Annotated in this window: 13 protein-coding genes, 3 tRNA genes, 1 other RNA gene and 1 pseudogene; 3 read left to right on the top strand and 15 right to left on the bottom strand. The window is 39.8% G+C overall.

All coding sequences use genetic code 11. The annotated features are described in order from the left end of the window. Positions 1-235: 235 nt before the first annotated feature. Both H7U02_RS02095 and argF read right to left on the bottom strand, forming a co-directional pair. On the bottom strand, positions 236-466 hold the full coding sequence (locus H7U02_RS02095; protein ID WP_002885970.1) for a DUF1797 family protein: 231 nt from the start codon (positions 464-466) through the stop codon (positions 236-238). 68 nt (positions 467-534) lie between these two features. Then, the gene (gene argF / locus H7U02_RS02090) at positions 535-1,515 is read right to left on the bottom strand and encodes an ornithine carbamoyltransferase (protein ID WP_201042704.1); all 981 of its coding nucleotides are present in this window, start codon (positions 1,513-1,515) and stop codon (positions 535-537) included. Positions 1,516-1,757: 242 nt separating this feature from the next. Between argF and H7U02_RS02085 the strand changes: the two genes are divergently transcribed. From H7U02_RS02085 to H7U02_RS02075, 3 genes are all read left to right on the top strand, one after another. Next, positions 1,758-4,028 carry an ATP-dependent Clp protease ATP-binding subunit gene (locus tag H7U02_RS02085; RefSeq protein ID WP_201042702.1) on the top strand — a complete coding sequence of 757 codons (2,271 nt, stop codon included), beginning with the start codon at positions 1,758-1,760 and terminating at the stop codon, positions 4,026-4,028. A 142-nt stretch (positions 4,029-4,170) separates the two neighbouring features. Beyond that, on the top strand, positions 4,171-4,629 hold the full coding sequence (locus H7U02_RS02080; RefSeq protein WP_073950808.1) for an NUDIX hydrolase: 459 nt from the start codon (positions 4,171-4,173) through the stop codon (positions 4,627-4,629). A gap of 9 nt (positions 4,630-4,638) precedes the next feature. After that, the gene (locus H7U02_RS02075) at positions 4,639-4,941 is read left to right on the top strand and encodes a DUF1827 family protein (RefSeq protein ID WP_002885967.1); all 303 of its coding nucleotides are present in this window, start codon (positions 4,639-4,641) and stop codon (positions 4,939-4,941) included. Between the two features lie 45 nt (positions 4,942-4,986). Here H7U02_RS02075 and H7U02_RS02070 read toward each other — a convergent pair whose 3' ends face one another. The 13 genes and pseudogenes from H7U02_RS02070 to H7U02_RS02010 all read right to left on the bottom strand — a co-directional run bounded on the left by H7U02_RS02070 (position 4,987) and on the right by H7U02_RS02010 (position 15,646). Further along, positions 4,987-5,949 carry a Gfo/Idh/MocA family protein gene (locus tag H7U02_RS02070; protein ID WP_073950806.1) on the bottom strand — a complete coding sequence of 321 codons (963 nt, stop codon included), beginning with the start codon at positions 5,947-5,949 and terminating at the stop codon, positions 4,987-4,989. Between the two features lie 99 nt (positions 5,950-6,048). Further along, positions 6,049-7,284 carry an aminoacyltransferase gene (locus H7U02_RS02065; protein WP_070839798.1) on the bottom strand — a complete coding sequence of 412 codons (1,236 nt, stop codon included), beginning with the start codon at positions 7,282-7,284 and terminating at the stop codon, positions 6,049-6,051. Then, positions 7,262-7,945, bottom strand: coding sequence for a TVP38/TMEM64 family protein (locus tag H7U02_RS02060; protein ID WP_002890375.1), 684 nt, complete (start codon positions 7,943-7,945; stop codon positions 7,262-7,264). Before H7U02_RS02060 ends, H7U02_RS02065 begins: the two co-directional genes overlap by 23 nt. A gap of 82 nt (positions 7,946-8,027) precedes the next feature. Then, positions 8,028-8,648: a DUF3862 domain-containing protein gene (locus H7U02_RS02055; RefSeq protein ID WP_070839795.1), complete on the bottom strand. Its 621-nt coding sequence runs from the start codon at positions 8,646-8,648 to the stop codon at positions 8,028-8,030. A 45-nt stretch (positions 8,649-8,693) separates the two neighbouring features. Then, positions 8,694-9,043: a transfer-messenger RNA gene (ssrA, locus tag H7U02_RS02050) on the bottom strand. A 251-nt stretch (positions 9,044-9,294) separates the two neighbouring features. Beyond that, positions 9,295-9,366: transfer RNA gene (locus tag H7U02_RS02045), tRNA-Arg, on the bottom strand. Positions 9,367-9,434: 68 nt separating this feature from the next. Then, positions 9,435-10,637, bottom strand: coding sequence for a 30S ribosomal protein S1 (gene rpsA, locus H7U02_RS02040; RefSeq protein WP_003094841.1), 1,203 nt, complete (start codon positions 10,635-10,637; stop codon positions 9,435-9,437). A 120-nt stretch (positions 10,638-10,757) separates the two neighbouring features. Continuing rightward, positions 10,758-10,829 (bottom strand) — tRNA-Gln (locus H7U02_RS02035). Positions 10,830-10,897: 68 nt separating this feature from the next. Then, a tRNA-Tyr gene (locus H7U02_RS02030) sits at positions 10,898-10,978 on the bottom strand. A gap of 60 nt (positions 10,979-11,038) precedes the next feature. Further along, entirely contained in the window at positions 11,039-11,269 is a 231-nt protein-coding gene (locus H7U02_RS02025) for a DUF2969 domain-containing protein (protein WP_002886057.1), read from the bottom strand. A 118-nt stretch (positions 11,270-11,387) separates the two neighbouring features. Further along, positions 11,388-12,419, bottom strand: a pseudogene (locus H7U02_RS02020) (branched-chain amino acid aminotransferase); the annotation flags it as partial. A gap of 156 nt (positions 12,420-12,575) precedes the next feature. Then, positions 12,576-15,032, bottom strand: a complete 2,457-nt coding sequence (parC, locus tag H7U02_RS02015; RefSeq protein WP_201042699.1) for a DNA topoisomerase IV subunit A — start codon at positions 15,030-15,032, stop codon at positions 12,576-12,578. A gap of 86 nt (positions 15,033-15,118) precedes the next feature. Then, positions 15,119-15,646, bottom strand: coding sequence for a hypothetical protein (locus H7U02_RS02010; protein WP_070839789.1), 528 nt, complete (start codon positions 15,644-15,646; stop codon positions 15,119-15,121). Positions 15,647-15,650 lie beyond the last annotated feature (4 nt).

The following is a 15,650-nucleotide window of genomic DNA, read 5'->3' as shown; positions in this document are numbered from 1 at the left end:
ATTTCAGTATAAAAACTAAGTTATAGACATCGCTATTAAATCTCTCAAGCAAGACACCTCAAGTCCTCCTAAGATGACATCTTCCCAAAAGGTTTGTCAATGATTTGAAATACTGCCTATTTTGGTAACCCATACAAGCATTACCCGATGCTTTCATCCTGATAAAAATGCCTGAAACTATCGAGTTTCAGGCATTCTGAATTTTTGGAACCTTGTAAAGTCCCCAAATGATTTATTAGTAAAGCAAATCGTAGATTTCCATTGCAATCAAGTCGATGCTATCAAATGAATAAGATTCACGTGCTTCAACGTCACGCAATGTGAAAACTGGACCATTTTCAGGATCGTTGCTAAATGATACTTCGGCAACAACCACTCCTTCACGTTCAAAATTACGTTTCAAATTACCACCATCAGCCGCCATCATTTCAAGACGGTTAATGATTCTCACCAAATGTGATTCCATGTTATTTCTCCTATTAATTGTGTATTTCTTACTTATTTTATCACACTTATGGGAAAAATGGGGAAATTTTAAATATTTTTCAAGGAATTGTACATAATGGCCTTAATAGAATGCATACGATTCTCAGCTTCTTGGAAGATGATGTCACTGTATTTTTGGAAGACTTGATCTGTAATTTCTAACTCTGCCAAACCATATTTGTCATAGATTTCTTTCCCAATTTGGGTATTGAGATCATGAAAGGCTGGGAGACAATGCATAACAATAACATCTGGATTTTCTGTCTTGGCTAGTAGGTCTGCATTAATTTGATAAGGCAAGAGTAAATCAATACGAGATTTAAAATCTACCTCTTCACCCATAGATACCCAAACATCCGTATAAAGCATATCCACTCCCTTGACCTCTGAAATATCATCTGTAATGGTTAAGTCGGCACCATTATTATGTTTCTGAGCTAAGGCTACAATCTCATCTTCGGGTTGCAGCACCTCTGGGGCAATAATCTTGACATTAACGCCTAAAATAGCCGAAGTGACCAAAAGTGAGTTGGCCATATTATTTCTACCATCTCCAATATAGGCGATGGTCAAGCCTTCCAAACTACCAAAACGCTCCTTCAAAGTCATGAAATCCGCAATCATTTGCGTTGGATGCCAGGTATCCGTCAAACCATTCCAGACCGGAACACCTGAGTACTTAGCCAATTCCTCGACATCTTCTTGCTTAAAACCACGGTACTCGATTCCATCAAACATAGATCCCAGAACCTTAGCCGTATCAACTACAGATTCCTTTTTACCCAACTGAATGTCTCCAGCACCAAGGTAGGTCACATTCATACCTAGGTCCTGACCGGCCACTGTAAAAGCTGAGCGAGTTCTGGTAGATGTTTTTTCAAAAATCAAGGCAATATTTAAGCCATCTAAATATTTATGCGGAATTCTTTCCTTCTTTAACTGTTTAAATTTTAAAGATAAATCAATTAACTCCTCGAGTTCTTGCTTGGTAAAGTCGATTTCTTTCAAAAAGGATTTAGCTTGTGTCATAGGTATCTCTCTTTCGTTCTGAATAATATAAAAACATTATATAATATTTATACATTATAAACAAGTGATTTTGGATTAAAATTCAACATTAGCACTCCTGCCAAGAGAGTGCCAATTCTAGATGCTTTTTACTTGCAATCTATCTCCCGCATGCTATAATGGAGTCATAGATTTGACCTTTTTTGACCAAGAATATTTTCAAAAAAGGTCTTTCCCAATTCAGATAGAAAAGAGGTACTGATATGCTCTGTCAAAACTGTAACCTTAATGAAGCTAGTATTCATTTGTATACCAATGTAAATGGTAATCAGCAACAAGTTGACCTCTGTCAAAATTGTTATAAAATCATGAAATCTGACCCAGAGAACCCCCTTAATCAATTCAATCAAACTGGAGGTTCCAACTTCTTCGATGATTTCTTCAGCGACCTAAATAACTTCCGTTCTTCTAACGGTGATCTTCCCAATACACCTCCAACACAAGAAGGTGGTAACCGAGGAAACGGTGACAATACACAAGGGCCAGGCCGCCCAGGAGGACCACGCCAACAAGCTCCTCAACAGCCACAAGGTCTTCTTGAAGAGTTCGGCATTAACATCACTGACATCGCTCGTCGTGGAGACATCGATCCAGTCATTGGTCGTGACGAGGAAATCATTCGTGTCATCGAAATTCTTAACCGCCGTACCAAGAACAATCCCGTCCTCATCGGTGAACCCGGTGTCGGTAAGACTGCTGTCGTTGAAGGACTAGCTCAAAAAATTGTAGATGGTAGCGTTCCTCAAAAACTCCAAGGCAAACAAGTTATCCGTCTTGATGTGGTCAGCTTGGTTCAAGGGACTGGTATCCGAGGCCAATTTGAAGAACGCATGCAAAAACTCATGGAAGAAATTCGTCAACGTCAGGATGTTATCCTATTTATTGACGAAATTCATGAAATCGTAGGAGCTGGTAATGCTGGAGATGGCAATATGGATGCTGGAAACATCCTAAAACCTGCCCTTGCTCGTGGGGAACTTCAACTGGTCGGAGCAACAACACTCAACGAATACCGCATCATCGAAAAAGATGCTGCCCTTGAGCGTCGTATGCAACCAGTTAAGGTTGACGAACCAACTGTTGAGGAAACCATCACTATTTTGCGTGGGATTCAGCCTAAATATCAAGACTACCACCACGTCAAATATACGGACGAAGCGATTACTGCAGCTGCAGAATTGTCCAACCGCTACATTCAAGACCGCTTCTTGCCAGACAAGGCCATCGACCTTCTGGATGAAGCTGGTTCGAAGATGAACTTGACCCTCAACTTTGTTGATCCTAAAGATATCGACAAACGTTTGATTGAGGCTGAAAACCTCAAGGCTCAAGCTACTCGTGACGAGGACTTTGAAAAGGCTGCCTATTTCCGTGACCAAATTGCCAAATACAAGGAAATGCAAAAGCAAACCATCAAAGACCAGGATATGCCTGTCATCACCGAAAAACATATCGAAGCTATTGTGGAACAAAAAACCAATATTCCTGTCGGTGATTTGAAAGAAAAAGAACAATCACAACTTCTTAGTCTTGCCGATGATCTTAAATCACATGTTATCGGACAAGATGCTGCAGTTGATAAGATTGCTAAAGCTATCCGCCGTAATCGTGTTGGATTGGGTGCTCCAAACCGCCCAATTGGTAGCTTCCTCTTCGTAGGTCCTACAGGAGTCGGTAAAACTGAGCTCTCTAAACAATTGGCTATTGAACTCTTTGGTTCAGCTGACAGTATGATTCGTTTCGACATGTCAGAATACATGGAAAAACACGCTGTTGCTAAATTGGTTGGTGCCCCCCCAGGATATGTTGGTTACGACGAAGCTGGTCAGTTGACTGAAAAAGTCCGCCGTAATCCTTATTCACTTATTCTTTTAGATGAGGTTGAAAAAGCTCACCCAGACGTTCTTCACATGTTCCTCCAAGTACTTGACGACGGTCGTTTGACTGATGGTCAAGGGCGCACTGTAAGCTTCAAGGATACCATCATCATCATGACATCAAATGCTGGTACTGGTAAAGTTGAAGCTAGCGTTGGCTTTGGAGCTACTCGTGAAAATCGTACCAATTCTGTTCTTAACCAACTTGGAGATTTCTTCAGTCCTGAATTTATGAACCGCTTTGACGGTATTATCGAATTCTCTGCCCTTAGCAAAGAAAATCTCCTTACTATCGTGGACCTCATGCTTGATAATGTCAACCAATGCTTGGCTAACAACGGTATCCACCTCAGTGTAACTGAGAAAGTTAAGGAAAAATTGGTTGATCTTGGTTACGATCCTAAGATGGGTGCTCGACCACTACGTCGTACTATCCAAGATCACATTGAAGATGCTATTACCGACTTCTACCTTGAAAATCCAAACGAAAAAGATCTCAAGGCAGTCATGACTTCAAAAGGCCACATTACCATTAAGTCTGCTAAAAAAGCCGAAAAAGCTACTCAAAAAGCTGAGGCAGCAAAAGAATCTGATTAAACAAATAAACCAAGTCATTACGACTTGGTTTATTTATCTTTTCATTTCCTATTTTCAAATTTATCCCTAATTCTGCCTAAATCAATAGGAAAATGAGCAAAATTTTAGTATAATATAGGCAAATAAACGTAAGGAGCAACTCATGAATCCAACATTTGGTGACAAGGTTGAGGGAGCTCATTATCAAACACGTTACGGTGTTTATGCTGTGATTCCTAACCAAGAAAAGACAAAGATTATTTTAGTCCAGGCTCCTAACGGAGCTTGGTTTCTCCCAGGTGGAGAAATCGAAGCAGGCGAGGATCACTATAGTGCATTAGAACGCGAGTTAATTGAAGAACTTGGGTTTACAGCCACTTTAGGCCAGTACTATGGCCAGGCCGATGAATACTTCTATTCAAGCCACCGTGACACTTACTATTACAATCCAGCCTATATTTATGAAGTTGTAGATTTTTCAAAAATTGGCAAACCTCTCGAAGATTTCAATAACCTGGCCTGGTTTCCAATTGACGAAGCCATTGCTAAACTTAAACGTGGCAGTCATAAATGGGGAATCGAACAATGGAAAGCAAACAACACAATAACTGGCAAATCCTAGGAGGAAACTATGAAACTCATTAATACGACCCGTACACACCAAGAACTTGTTCAAAACCAACTAGACAATACGGATGCCTTTCTCGTAGAGACCTACTCTGCTGGGAATACTGATGTTGTCTTTACACAAGCACCTAAGCATTATGAACTCTTGATTTCAAATAAACACCGTGCTGTTAAAGACAATGAATTAGAAGTTATCCGTGAATTCTTCCTCAAACGAAAAATCGACAAGGATATCGTTTTGATGGACAAACTTAGAACAGTACACACTGACAAATTGATTGAGATTTCATTCCCAACAACTGTATAAGACAAAACAAGCAATGGCTAATACCACTGCTTGTTTTTTAGTATATTACAAAGCTTTCGAAGCTTGATCCAGTACTTCCATAACCTGACGACTATGTTCCAACTGCTTGGCAACACTGTCAAAATCCTTGGTCGCCACCATCTTTTCAAAAGCCACAAATTCATCATGCATACGATGTTGTAGACTATTGAGATTGACGACTCTCTCTTTCTGACCATTGAGGGTGACGCCAATCTCAGGGAGAGTGTTGGTTGCACCAAAAATGGTAATAGCTCCCTTATCACCTTGTATAGTTGAACGAATCTCCGCACTACAGTCTTTAGCTCCAATGGCAACAGCCTTAAAGTTACCATAGTCCAAAACTAGAATTCCTGACGTATCCACTCCTCGCTCCACATTAGGGAGATATTCCACACGATTAGGCTTACCAAAAAGGCCAACAAGAAGATGAATATTATAGACATTCAAATCTCTAAGTGCTCCCCCACCCATTTCAGGATTGAAGGCAGGAGCAATCTCTCCTCGCTTAAAGGCATCATAACGTGACGAATATTGTGAATAATTGATATTCACAATCTTAACATCCCCAATATCAGACAAGGCTTCCTTAATCGCTGTAAAATTAGCCAAATATTGATTGGTAATAGCCTCCATCAAGAGAAGCTCTTTTTCTTGAGCAAGCTTAGCTAGCTCTTCAAACTCTTCCAAATGTAAGGTGAAGGGTTTCTCACAGATAACATGCTTGCTAGCCAAAAGCGCTTTCTTAGCATAGTCATAGTGGGTATGGTTGGGAGTTCCCACATAAATCGTATCAACTTCTGGATTGGACAAAATTGCCTCATAATCACTAGTCGCCTGAGACAAACCATATTGCTTAGCTAGGGCTTCAGCCTTATCAAGTGAGCGTGGTGTCGACAAGATAGCTTCAAGCTCAATGCTCTCAATAGTCGTTAACACAGGAAGAACTTCTGTCACAATCATCCCTGTACCTAATAATGCAAGTTTCATCAACTTACCTCCTTCTTCCTCTAAACTCTCTTACTATACGGCGTAATTCTATAAACAGAACTATAATGAAAGAGGACTCAAATAGAAACCCTCTAAAATTTAAGAACGGCCAAGCAGTTTCTTAACTCCTTGAATCGCTTTATATTTAAGCGGTTGTGGATAATAACGGAAGGTTCCCATCTTGCGAACGATATAACCATTAAAGTTTTGTTTAAATCGCAAAACCCCATCTGAACCATCAAAGATCCCCATAATACCAAGGAAGTTATAGAAAGTAATCTCACGTTTAATGGCTTGGGTCATCACATACTCTTGTAAGAGTGCTGGCGCATAAAACTTATTAAACTCCGGATAAGATCCACTAAAAAGATAAACAGCTTCTTGAGGAGTATAGACAAAAAGACTGCCAGCCAAAACAATATCTTCCTGACCATATTTATCAATAAAAGCAGTCGCTTCGCCCTTTCGAACATCAAAGGTCTCAAACTGACTTGATAACTCTCTTAATTGGTTTTGTTTTTTCTCAGATTTTGGGTTAGCCTCTAAATCAGCCTGTAATTTGACAATTCTAGCTCCTAACTTCGCTTGATCACTTTCCAAATGGTTATAGTAATCCTGAAAATTCAAGGTAGCCACCATAAAATCAGCATTGTCACCAAAAGCATCATAAAAATCTTGGTAATAATCTAGGGACTTGTCACTATACTCACGACGATCAGAGGTCGCCGAAGTGATTTCTTTAAAAATAGATAACTCATCACGTTTCAGTTTTTTCAACTTAATCCCGAAAGTTTTGGCTTTTTTAACCAAAGGCTTCCCTTTTTTACTGAAAGACTTGATAAGATCTTTTTCTTCAATCCCAGATAAATCCTTAACATAGTGCCAGTCAGGCTCACCACCAGGATAACCTGTCTGTAAACCATCAAAGCTATAGCCTAAATCTGTCAATTGACTAATCAATTGCTTCTGCTCTTCACCAGTTGGTTCACCATTACTATCAAAAGTTTGATAAGTATCATAAGGCTTGATTAACAGCTCAAGAGCACCATTTGCCTTAGCATAATCCTTCAAACCCTGATAAAAGTCACTCAGATGAGCTGTATTTAAGTGAATCGGTCCACAATTCACCTCCATACGAAGCCCACCAGTCATAGGCATGCTGTAGACAATTGCTGAGACTTCTAGTTGTTTTCCTTCTTTCCAAGCGACATAGCTAATGCTAAATCCACGTTTTTCAAGAAGCTTAGCCATTTCCTCCGTTTGCATAAAAGAACGCTCAGACACTTGTTGAGCATGTGTGTTAAATTCTTCTTTAGTTACTTGAATGAAGCTCATTTTTTTCCTTCCTAAAATGGATAAAGTAAATGACGAGTGAGATAAAGAGCAAGATGGCAAGTACTGCCACTAATGGTATTCGAATCGGACGGATATTAAGCAACAAATCTCCACTAACTGCATAAACAATCGAGACTGGCGTCACTCCAATAAGGGTTGCTAAAATCCTCGTCCTTGTGGGTAAATTCATCTGAACACAGGCATAATTGACCAGAGCTGATGGTATAAAAGGAATAGAGAAGGCTAAAGAAATCCCAATAAAACGATGCTTAAAGTTTTCAATATAGTTTAGGAGTTTCTCCATACGTTTGGACTTCTCTGGCTTTTCAAGTCTTCTCAGAATTTCAAAACTAGTCAAATTTCCAAAAGTATTACCAATAATATTCATCGGAATCGCAAGCAAAGGGCCATAGAGTAGCCCAACAAAAATACAAAAAATAGAACTTGAAACTCCAGGAATAGCTGATGACAAAATCATAAGACTAATAAGGATAAGTGCATTTTGGAAATTAGCCTGCTTAAAAACTTCTCTTAAAAAGGCTTGATCATGCTTAGCGTTGATCCATTCCTTGATTAAGGGGATGAAGTTATTTAAAAGAGGCCATAAGAACACCAGTATTAAACCTGCTATCCCTATAAAAAATAGTCTTTTTTTGGTCATTACATCTCCACAATTTTAATCACTCCTTTTATTATAACAAAAAAATGCCTTCATTGATTTAGAAAGGCATTTTTTACTGTGATTACTTGTTAATCAAATTTGCTTGTGACTTGTTTTCCAAGGCACCATTTTTAAAGTTAAGGGTAAGGCTACCTGTTTCACCCTTCTTAGCGACAAGATTCGAAGACCAGAGAGCCTGTGTCATTGTTGCATCTGAAGAGACAGCGATTGAATAAACATCGGGTGTGCCAAGCGTTTTGACAGCATCATCATAGCTAGTTCCATTTTTGAGGTTTTCATACACCTTCAGTGTGATTTTAGGATCACGGACGTAAGAAAAGTTTGAAATTGACTTAACGACAGTGCTATTGTTAAAGAGTTTCGCTGTAACCACAACATTGTCATACTGCCAATTATAAACATCAAGCTTAGCATCTCCTGCTTGCTCTTGACCAGTTGATGAGGGTTCACCAAACCAGCCCTTCAAGCTATCAAGATTTGAGCCTCCTGAGAATTCTTGAGAAGCATTTGCCATGGTGATTTTATCAAAATTCTGGCGAACATTCCCATGCTTAACAGTTAAAATCTTTGAAGCCTCATTATCCAGAGATCCCTTCGTCTCAGTTTTAGACGAAGATTTTCCACAAGCAGCTAGAGTAAAAAGTGAGAGACCTAAAACGGTCAAAGACAAAAGTTTTTTCATAATAAATTCCTATATACACAAATAAAAGGCTGACGCCTCAAGTATTTATGGAGCCGGTGGGAGTCGAACCCACGTCCAAACACCTGCCAACATATTCGTCTACAACCATAGGTTATGTCTTTCATTTAACAGATAGACGACACATAACTCAAGCCTTCTATCTGCGAGCCTATAAATCTCTTTTCAACCAGCTAGGCAATGGTCAAACGTAGCTTATAAATCAATAAAACCTCTAAACAAACATAAGCAATCTGCTAGAAGTCACGCGAGCAGGTGTTTAGGCTGCTACAGCGTAAGAATTAGTATTTTTTGCAGTTATATTTAACTGAGCGTTTACGTCGCCACACGAGTCGCAGAATATGCCTCATAATGCCTGTCGAATCCGTAACGACCCCAATATGAGATACTGAGTATTATATCAAATTATTTAATAAATTGCAAAAGATTAGCCAAACTGTCTCCCCCAATAAATCCACTATAGAGACGCTAATACAGTAGTCAACTTTGATTTTAGGATAAGCTAGTAGCCATTCATCTGTATGTTTGCCTTTTTCCTTTCAACACTAAAAGATTTTACATAATAATTTCTCTAAAACTTAGCAAGAAAAAAACGTTGAGCGAACAAGTCTTTCAACGTTTTTCTTTTTGCACCCTAAGGGAATCGAACCCCTATCTCAAGAACCGGAATCTTACGTGATATCCATTACACTAAGGGTGCTAACAGTATACTATTATAGCATACTCTAAAATAGAAAAAAAGACATGTTTCCATGCCTCTTTTTTATCTTACAATTCGATATCTCCGAAAAGATCCGCCATTGAGAATCCAGATTGAGTTTCTGGAAGTTCGTAGTCACGTTTTTCTTGACGTTTTGGACGACGTGGACGTGATTGACGTTTTTCGTTGTTTTCGCCTTCAGCGTTAGCTGGACGTTCTTCAAGAGCTTTGATAGAAAGCGATACACGTTCTGCATCAGCGTTTACTTCAAGAACTTTAACAGTAACGTCTTGACCTACTGAAAGAACATCTTTTGGATTTTCTACACGTTTGTGTGAAATTTGAGAGATGTGAACAAGTCCATCGATACCTGGCAATACTTCAACGAAAGCACCGAAGTCAGTCAAGCGTTTAACTTTACCTTCGATTACATCACCAGCAGCAAGTTTTTGTTCAACGCCATCCCATGGTCCAGGTGTTGTTGCTTTAAGTGAAAGTGATACACGTCCTGCTTCTTCGTCGATAGCAAGAACTTTAACTTCAACTTCATCACCTACAGATACAACTGATTTAGGTGAAACGTTACGTTCGTGAGACAATTCAGTCACGTGAACAAGTCCGTCAACACCACCAAGGTCGATGAAAGCACCGAAGCTTGTCAAACGAGCAACTTTACCAGTTACGATTGAACCAACTTCAAGTTTAGAGAAGACTTCTTTACGAGCTTCTGCAGCTTCTGCTTCAACAACTTCACGACGTGAAAGGATGAAACGGTTTTCAGCTGGATCAACTTCTTTAATTTTAGCGTCAAATTCTTGACCTACAAATTGTTCAGTGTTACGAACAAAACGAGTATCGATCATTGAAGCTGGAATAAATCCACGAAGACCTTCAAATTCAACTGAAAGTCCGCCTTTAACAGCGCGTGTTCCTTTAACAGTAACAACTTCTTCTTCACGACCAACAAGTTTATCCCAAGCTTTGCGAGCTTCCAAGCGTTTTTTAGATACAAGGTAAGTTACAGTATCAGTATCTTTACCAACAACTTGACGAAGAACAAGCACTTCAAGTGTTTCACCAACTTTAACAAGGTCTGCAACGTTTGCGTCACGGTCGTTTGTCAATTCACGACGTGTCAAAACACCTTCGATACCAGTTCCTTCGATAACAACATTTGCTTGATCATTATCTACTGAGATAACTTCAGCTGTTACAACGTCACCTGTGTTAACTTCGCTAACACTGTTTAGCAATTCTTCAAATTCGTTCATTCTAAAAAGATCCTCCAACAAGAGCCAGCCAATTCTGACCCTTGATAACAATATATTTTTAAAGGTACCCGCAAAGACAATGGTTAACATAGACGGTGCCAATGCACCCGATACCTTTTACTGGGGTAGCTGGATTCGAACCAACGCATGAGGGAGTCAAAGTCCCTTGCCTTACCGCTTGGCTATACCCCAATAGCAAAATGCTATAAAAAAACATCTAAGTACTTGATATCGACTATCCCGATTCAGTTTCTTAGACATGGAGAGAGAGGGATTCGAACCCCCGAACCCGAAGGAGCGGATTTACAGTCCGCCGCGTTTAGCCTCTTCGCTATCTCTCCTTAAGAACAAGAAATAGTATATCACAGTTTCTTGACCAAAGCAAGCCTTTACTTTGGATTTTAATGATTAAGATTGTACGATTCAATAATGGCAGCTACTGCATCATCCATTTTTTTGTGGAAACCTACAACATTTTCCTTGTCAACAACGGCAAACTTACCATCAATTTCTACAATTTGTCCAATCACTTTCTTGCCAACAAGAAGTTCAAAACCTTCGATGGTTGCCTTGTTGACGACTACTTTAGCATCATTAATTTGGATTTCAATTTTTTTATCTTTTTTACTCATAGATTTATACCCGATACTTGGCTCGAGCCATCCTTTCTTAATGTATCTCCTTAATTCTACCGAAAAAGAAAAAAGCTTGCAAGAGCAAGCCTTAAAATAATCATTTATCTATTAAGAATTAGTCAACTTTGACAATCCATCCTTCTGGTGCTTCAACATCACCAAATTGAATACCTGTCAACTCATCATAAAGTTTACGTGTTACAGGACCTACTTCTGTTTCTGAGTAGAAGACATGGAAGTCATCACCATGTTGTACCCCACCAATTGGTGAGATAACGGCAGCTGTACCGCAGGCACCTGCTTCAACAAATTTATCCAATTCAGAAATCTTAACATCACCTTGGATAGCTTTCATACCGAAGCGATTTTCAGCCAAGTGAAGCAATGAGAACTTGGTGATAGATGGCAAGATAGATGGGCTGAGTGGTGTAATGAATTCGTTATCAGCTGTGATACCAAAGAAGTTTGCAGAACCCACTTCTTCAATCTTAGTGTGAGTTGCTGGATCAAGGTAGATAACATCAGAGAAGTTACGGTCATGTGCAATCTTACCTGGCAACATACTTGCTGCGTAGTTACCACCAACCTTAGCAGCACCTGTACCATGTGGCGCAGCACGGTCATAATCATCTTGAATAAGGAAGTTTGTTGGAGCCAAACCACCCTTGAAGTAGTTTCCTACTGGCATTGCAAAAATAGTAAAGATATACTCATCTGCTGGATGCACACCAATAATATCACCAACCCCAATCAAAAGTGGACGGAGATAAAGTGTAGCACCTGTACCATATGGTGGAACGTATTCTTCATTGGCACGCACAACTTGTTTACATGCATCTACAAATTTGTCGACAGAAACTTGTGGCATCAAAAGACGATCAGCAGTACGTTGCAAACGTTTGGCATTTTCATCTGGACGGAACAATTGAATAGAGCCATCTTTAGTACGGTAAGCCTTGAGTCCTTCAAAAGCTTCTTGACCATAGTGAAGGGCTGGAGATGCTTCTGAAATATGCAAAGTTGCATCCTCAGTCAATTGCCCCTCGTCCCATTTGCCATCTTTGAAATATGAGATATAACGGAATGGAAGTTTACGGTAATTAAATCCTAGATTTTCCCAGTCTAAATCAACTGTCATGTGTATGTCCTCTTTTCTGTTACTATGTGCTTTCTAGTATAGTCCTTTTCATTGAAAATTTCAAGGTTGTGTTGCAAAATTCTGACAATTCTTTTTAAAATAGTTCTTTAGTCTCTTAAAGAAAAAAACTCTGCTCTCTAGTAAGAGAACAAAGCTTTCTTATCATTATTTTTCAATAATCTTAGCAGAAAAGACTTCTTTGTCTGCTAACCCTTCAATAAAACTTCCATTGCTAGTACGATCTGAAAGATTTAGAAGGGACAAATCAACCTCTGCAGTTTCACCTGTCGTGGCTGTCACAAGCAAGGTCTGAGGAGTCTCCTCTGCTGGTGTTGCTAGAAGATCTATCTCACCACCAGAATTTTCTGTAAAGACTGGACCAGCCGTAAAGACGCGATGTGGTTTCGTCTTAAGCTCACGAAGAACCTGGAGACCTCGACCAGCTCGCTTAGCCTGTGGGATATCAGCTGTAGCCACACGTTTGAGACTGGCTCTTTGTGTTAGAAGGTAGAAACTTTGAGTATTTGCCACAAAAACAGCCTGAACGCTATCATCATCCTTAAGATTGATTGCCTTAACACCTGCTGCCTTGGCCCCAACTACTGGCACTTCGTCCGCGCTAAAGCAAAGGGCATAACCTCTTTGAGTGATAATCATGATATCATCCAATTGAATTGGAGTGACTGTGACAATAAAATCACTATCATCCTTGAGTTTAGCGTATTTAACCGACTTAGACTTGTAGGTACGCCATGGCGTAAATTCCTTGCGTTCGAAACGTTTAATCTGACCCAGCTTGGTAGCTGCTAGGTAAGTACCAGCTTCAAAATCATCCAGGATTTCGGCGTAAAGCACTTCTTCATCCTTAGATAAATTAGTGATGGTTTGTGATAAATGCTCTCCCAAATCCTTCCAACGAATATCTGGCAACTCATGGATTGGACGATAAATCACATTGGCCTGGTTAGTGAACATCAAGAGATGCTGTGTTGTCTTAGCCTGCTGAACCAGAATCAAATCATCATCATCACGTTTTCCGACTTCATCAATCGTTGAAGCATTGAAAGAACGTGGGCTAGTACGTTTGACATAGCCACCACGAGTGATGCTGACATAGGTTTCTTCCTCAACAATCAAACTTGCGGTATCAATTTCAATAGTCTTGGTTTCCGCTTGCAGCTCTGAACGACGGTCATTACCAAATTTCTTCTTAATGTCACGGAGTTCACGCTTCATGACATTAAACATGGTGCGCTCGTCACCAATGATGGCAGCCAAGGTCGCAATTTGCTCGCGTAAATCAGCTTCCTCATTTTGGAGAGTAACGATATCCGTATTGGTCAAACGATAAAGTTGCAAGGTCACGATGGCTTCAGCTTGTTCTTCTGAAAAATCATAGCTGACCTTAAGATTTTCCTTGGCATCTGCCTTATTTTCAGAAGCTCGGATAAGGGCAATAACCTCATCCAAAATAGAGATGACACGGATCAACCCTTCAACAATATGAAGACGTTTTTCAGCTTTTTCCTTATCAAATTTTGAACGGGCAACGATAATATCGCGACGGTGGGCAATGTAGCTAGACAAAATCTTTTGCAAGCCCACTTGACGTGGGGTGAAATTGTCGATAGCTACCATGTTGAAATTGTAGTTGACTTGAAGATCCGTATATTTCAAAAGATAGTTAAGAATAGTTTGGCTGTCAGCATCCTTCTTAAGTTCGATAGCAATACGCAACCCTGTACGGTCAGACTCGTCACGAACTTCTGCAATGCCAGGAACCTTGTTATTGACACGAACATCATCGATTTTTTTAACAAGAACTGCCTTATTAACATCGTAAGGAATTTCAGTAACAATGATTTGCTCCTTACCACCTTTGAGTTGTTCAATTTCAGTACATGAGCGCACAACGACGCGGCCCTTACCAGTTTCGTAAGCCTTACGAATCTCATCTTTGCCCTGAATGATAGCCCCTGTTGGGAAATCAGGGCCAGGCAAGAATTCCATCAATTTATCCAGTTTAGCCGATGGGTGATCAATCATGTAGACAACAGCATCAATGACCTCTGACAGATTATGTGGTGGAATGTCTGTGGCATAACCAGCAGAAATCCCTGTAGCCCCATTAACCAAAAGGTTTGGAAAGGCTGCAGGTAAAACGGTCGGTTCCTTCTCTGTATCGTCAAAGTTCCAAGCCCAAGGAACGGTGTTTTTATCGATATCTTGAAGAAGGTAGCCCGCAATCTCAGACAAGCGTGCCTCTGTATAACGCATGGCCGCTGGTGGATCACCGTCCATAGACCCGTTGTTACCGTGCATCTCAACCAAGATTTCACGATTCTTCCAGTCCTGAGACATACGCACCATGGCATCATAAATAGAGCTATCACCATGTGGGTGGAAATTACCCATGATGTTACCCACCGACTTGGCAGATTTACGATAGCCCTTGTCATGAGTATTGCCATCCTTATTCATGGAATAAAGAATACGACGTTGAACGGGTTTCAAACCGTCACGAATGTCAGGAAGCGCACGCTCCTGAATAATGTATTTGGAGTAGCGTCCAAAACGCTCCCCCATGATGTCCTCAAGGGACATGTTTTGAATATTAGACATAAGATTTCTCTTTATTTTTTAGTTTAAGTAATGATTTAAAATAATGTGAAAGACAAATAGTAACTTTCCTACCTCACTGCCACGCCTTACAATGTCTTTCCTTGATTTTGCAACTGTAGAAGAATGGTTTTAACCTTTCTAATTTCTATTTCACCAACCACAAATTGAACGACTGTACTTATCGCAATTAAAATGAAAAATACACAAGATAATGTCAATGAAGTAGAAAGTTCCCCAAAGAATAAAATAAGGTTTAAGATTGTTAGACCGGTCATTATGGAGCCATTAATCACGAGAACAGTAGCTAGCGGGATACGAAACAATCTATAATGATAGATACTTTTTAAAAGTGATGTGATACTACACGCAACACTTAAAGGAGTAAAAACATACACATTATAGAAAACAAATAACAAACCCGAGTAGGTTCTATCTGAGAATGGATTATCAATCAAAGATAGAAGGAAGGTTATCACTACTAGTATAGGAAGGAGCAAAAAGCGTGTTTTTATTGGTCGCTTTTTATAAACACTTAAATAAGCTATTGCCACTCCACAAACAGGAAGGACTACTTGAGGATAGTAAAGTAAAAAACTTAATACCTTAGATAACATAGGT

The sequence above is a fragment of the Streptococcus sp. 3.1 genome (assembly GCF_016648915.1).
Classification (GTDB): Bacteria; Bacillota; Bacilli; order Lactobacillales; family Streptococcaceae; genus Streptococcus; species Streptococcus salivarius_E.
The sequence above is the reverse complement of the archived record's forward strand: the minus strand, read 5'-3'. Positions and strand labels throughout refer to the sequence as shown.

What these genes read in the sequence shown, in the direction of transcription:
- H7U02_RS02095 (WP_002885970.1), bottom strand. Translation starts at nt 466, where the DNA reads ATGGAATCACATTTGGTGAGAATCATTAACCGTCTTGAAATGATGGCG.
- argF (WP_201042704.1), bottom strand. Translation starts at nt 1,515, where the DNA reads ATGACACAAGCTAAATCCTTTTTGAAAGAAATCGACTTTACCAAGCAA.
- H7U02_RS02085 (WP_201042702.1), top strand. Translation starts at nt 1,758, where the DNA reads ATGCTCTGTCAAAACTGTAACCTTAATGAAGCTAGTATTCATTTGTAT.
- H7U02_RS02080 (WP_073950808.1), top strand. Translation starts at nt 4,171, where the DNA reads ATGAATCCAACATTTGGTGACAAGGTTGAGGGAGCTCATTATCAAACA.
- H7U02_RS02075 (WP_002885967.1), top strand. Translation starts at nt 4,639, where the DNA reads ATGAAACTCATTAATACGACCCGTACACACCAAGAACTTGTTCAAAAC.
- H7U02_RS02070 (WP_073950806.1), bottom strand. Translation starts at nt 5,949, where the DNA reads ATGAAACTTGCATTATTAGGTACAGGGATGATTGTGACAGAAGTTCTT.
- H7U02_RS02065 (WP_070839798.1), bottom strand. Translation starts at nt 7,284, where the DNA reads ATGAGCTTCATTCAAGTAACTAAAGAAGAATTTAACACACATGCTCAA.
- H7U02_RS02060 (WP_002890375.1), bottom strand. Translation starts at nt 7,945, where the DNA reads ATGACCAAAAAAAGACTATTTTTTATAGGGATAGCAGGTTTAATACTG.
- H7U02_RS02055 (WP_070839795.1), bottom strand. Translation starts at nt 8,648, where the DNA reads ATGAAAAAACTTTTGTCTTTGACCGTTTTAGGTCTCTCACTTTTTACT.
- rpsA (WP_003094841.1), bottom strand. Translation starts at nt 10,637, where the DNA reads ATGAACGAATTTGAAGAATTGCTAAACAGTGTTAGCGAAGTTAACACA.
- H7U02_RS02025 (WP_002886057.1), bottom strand. Translation starts at nt 11,269, where the DNA reads ATGAGTAAAAAAGATAAAAAAATTGAAATCCAAATTAATGATGCTAAA.
- parC (WP_201042699.1), bottom strand. Translation starts at nt 15,032, where the DNA reads ATGTCTAATATTCAAAACATGTCCCTTGAGGACATCATGGGGGAGCGT.
- H7U02_RS02010 (WP_070839789.1), bottom strand. Translation starts at nt 15,646, where the DNA reads ATGTTATCTAAGGTATTAAGTTTTTTACTTTACTATCCTCAAGTAGTC.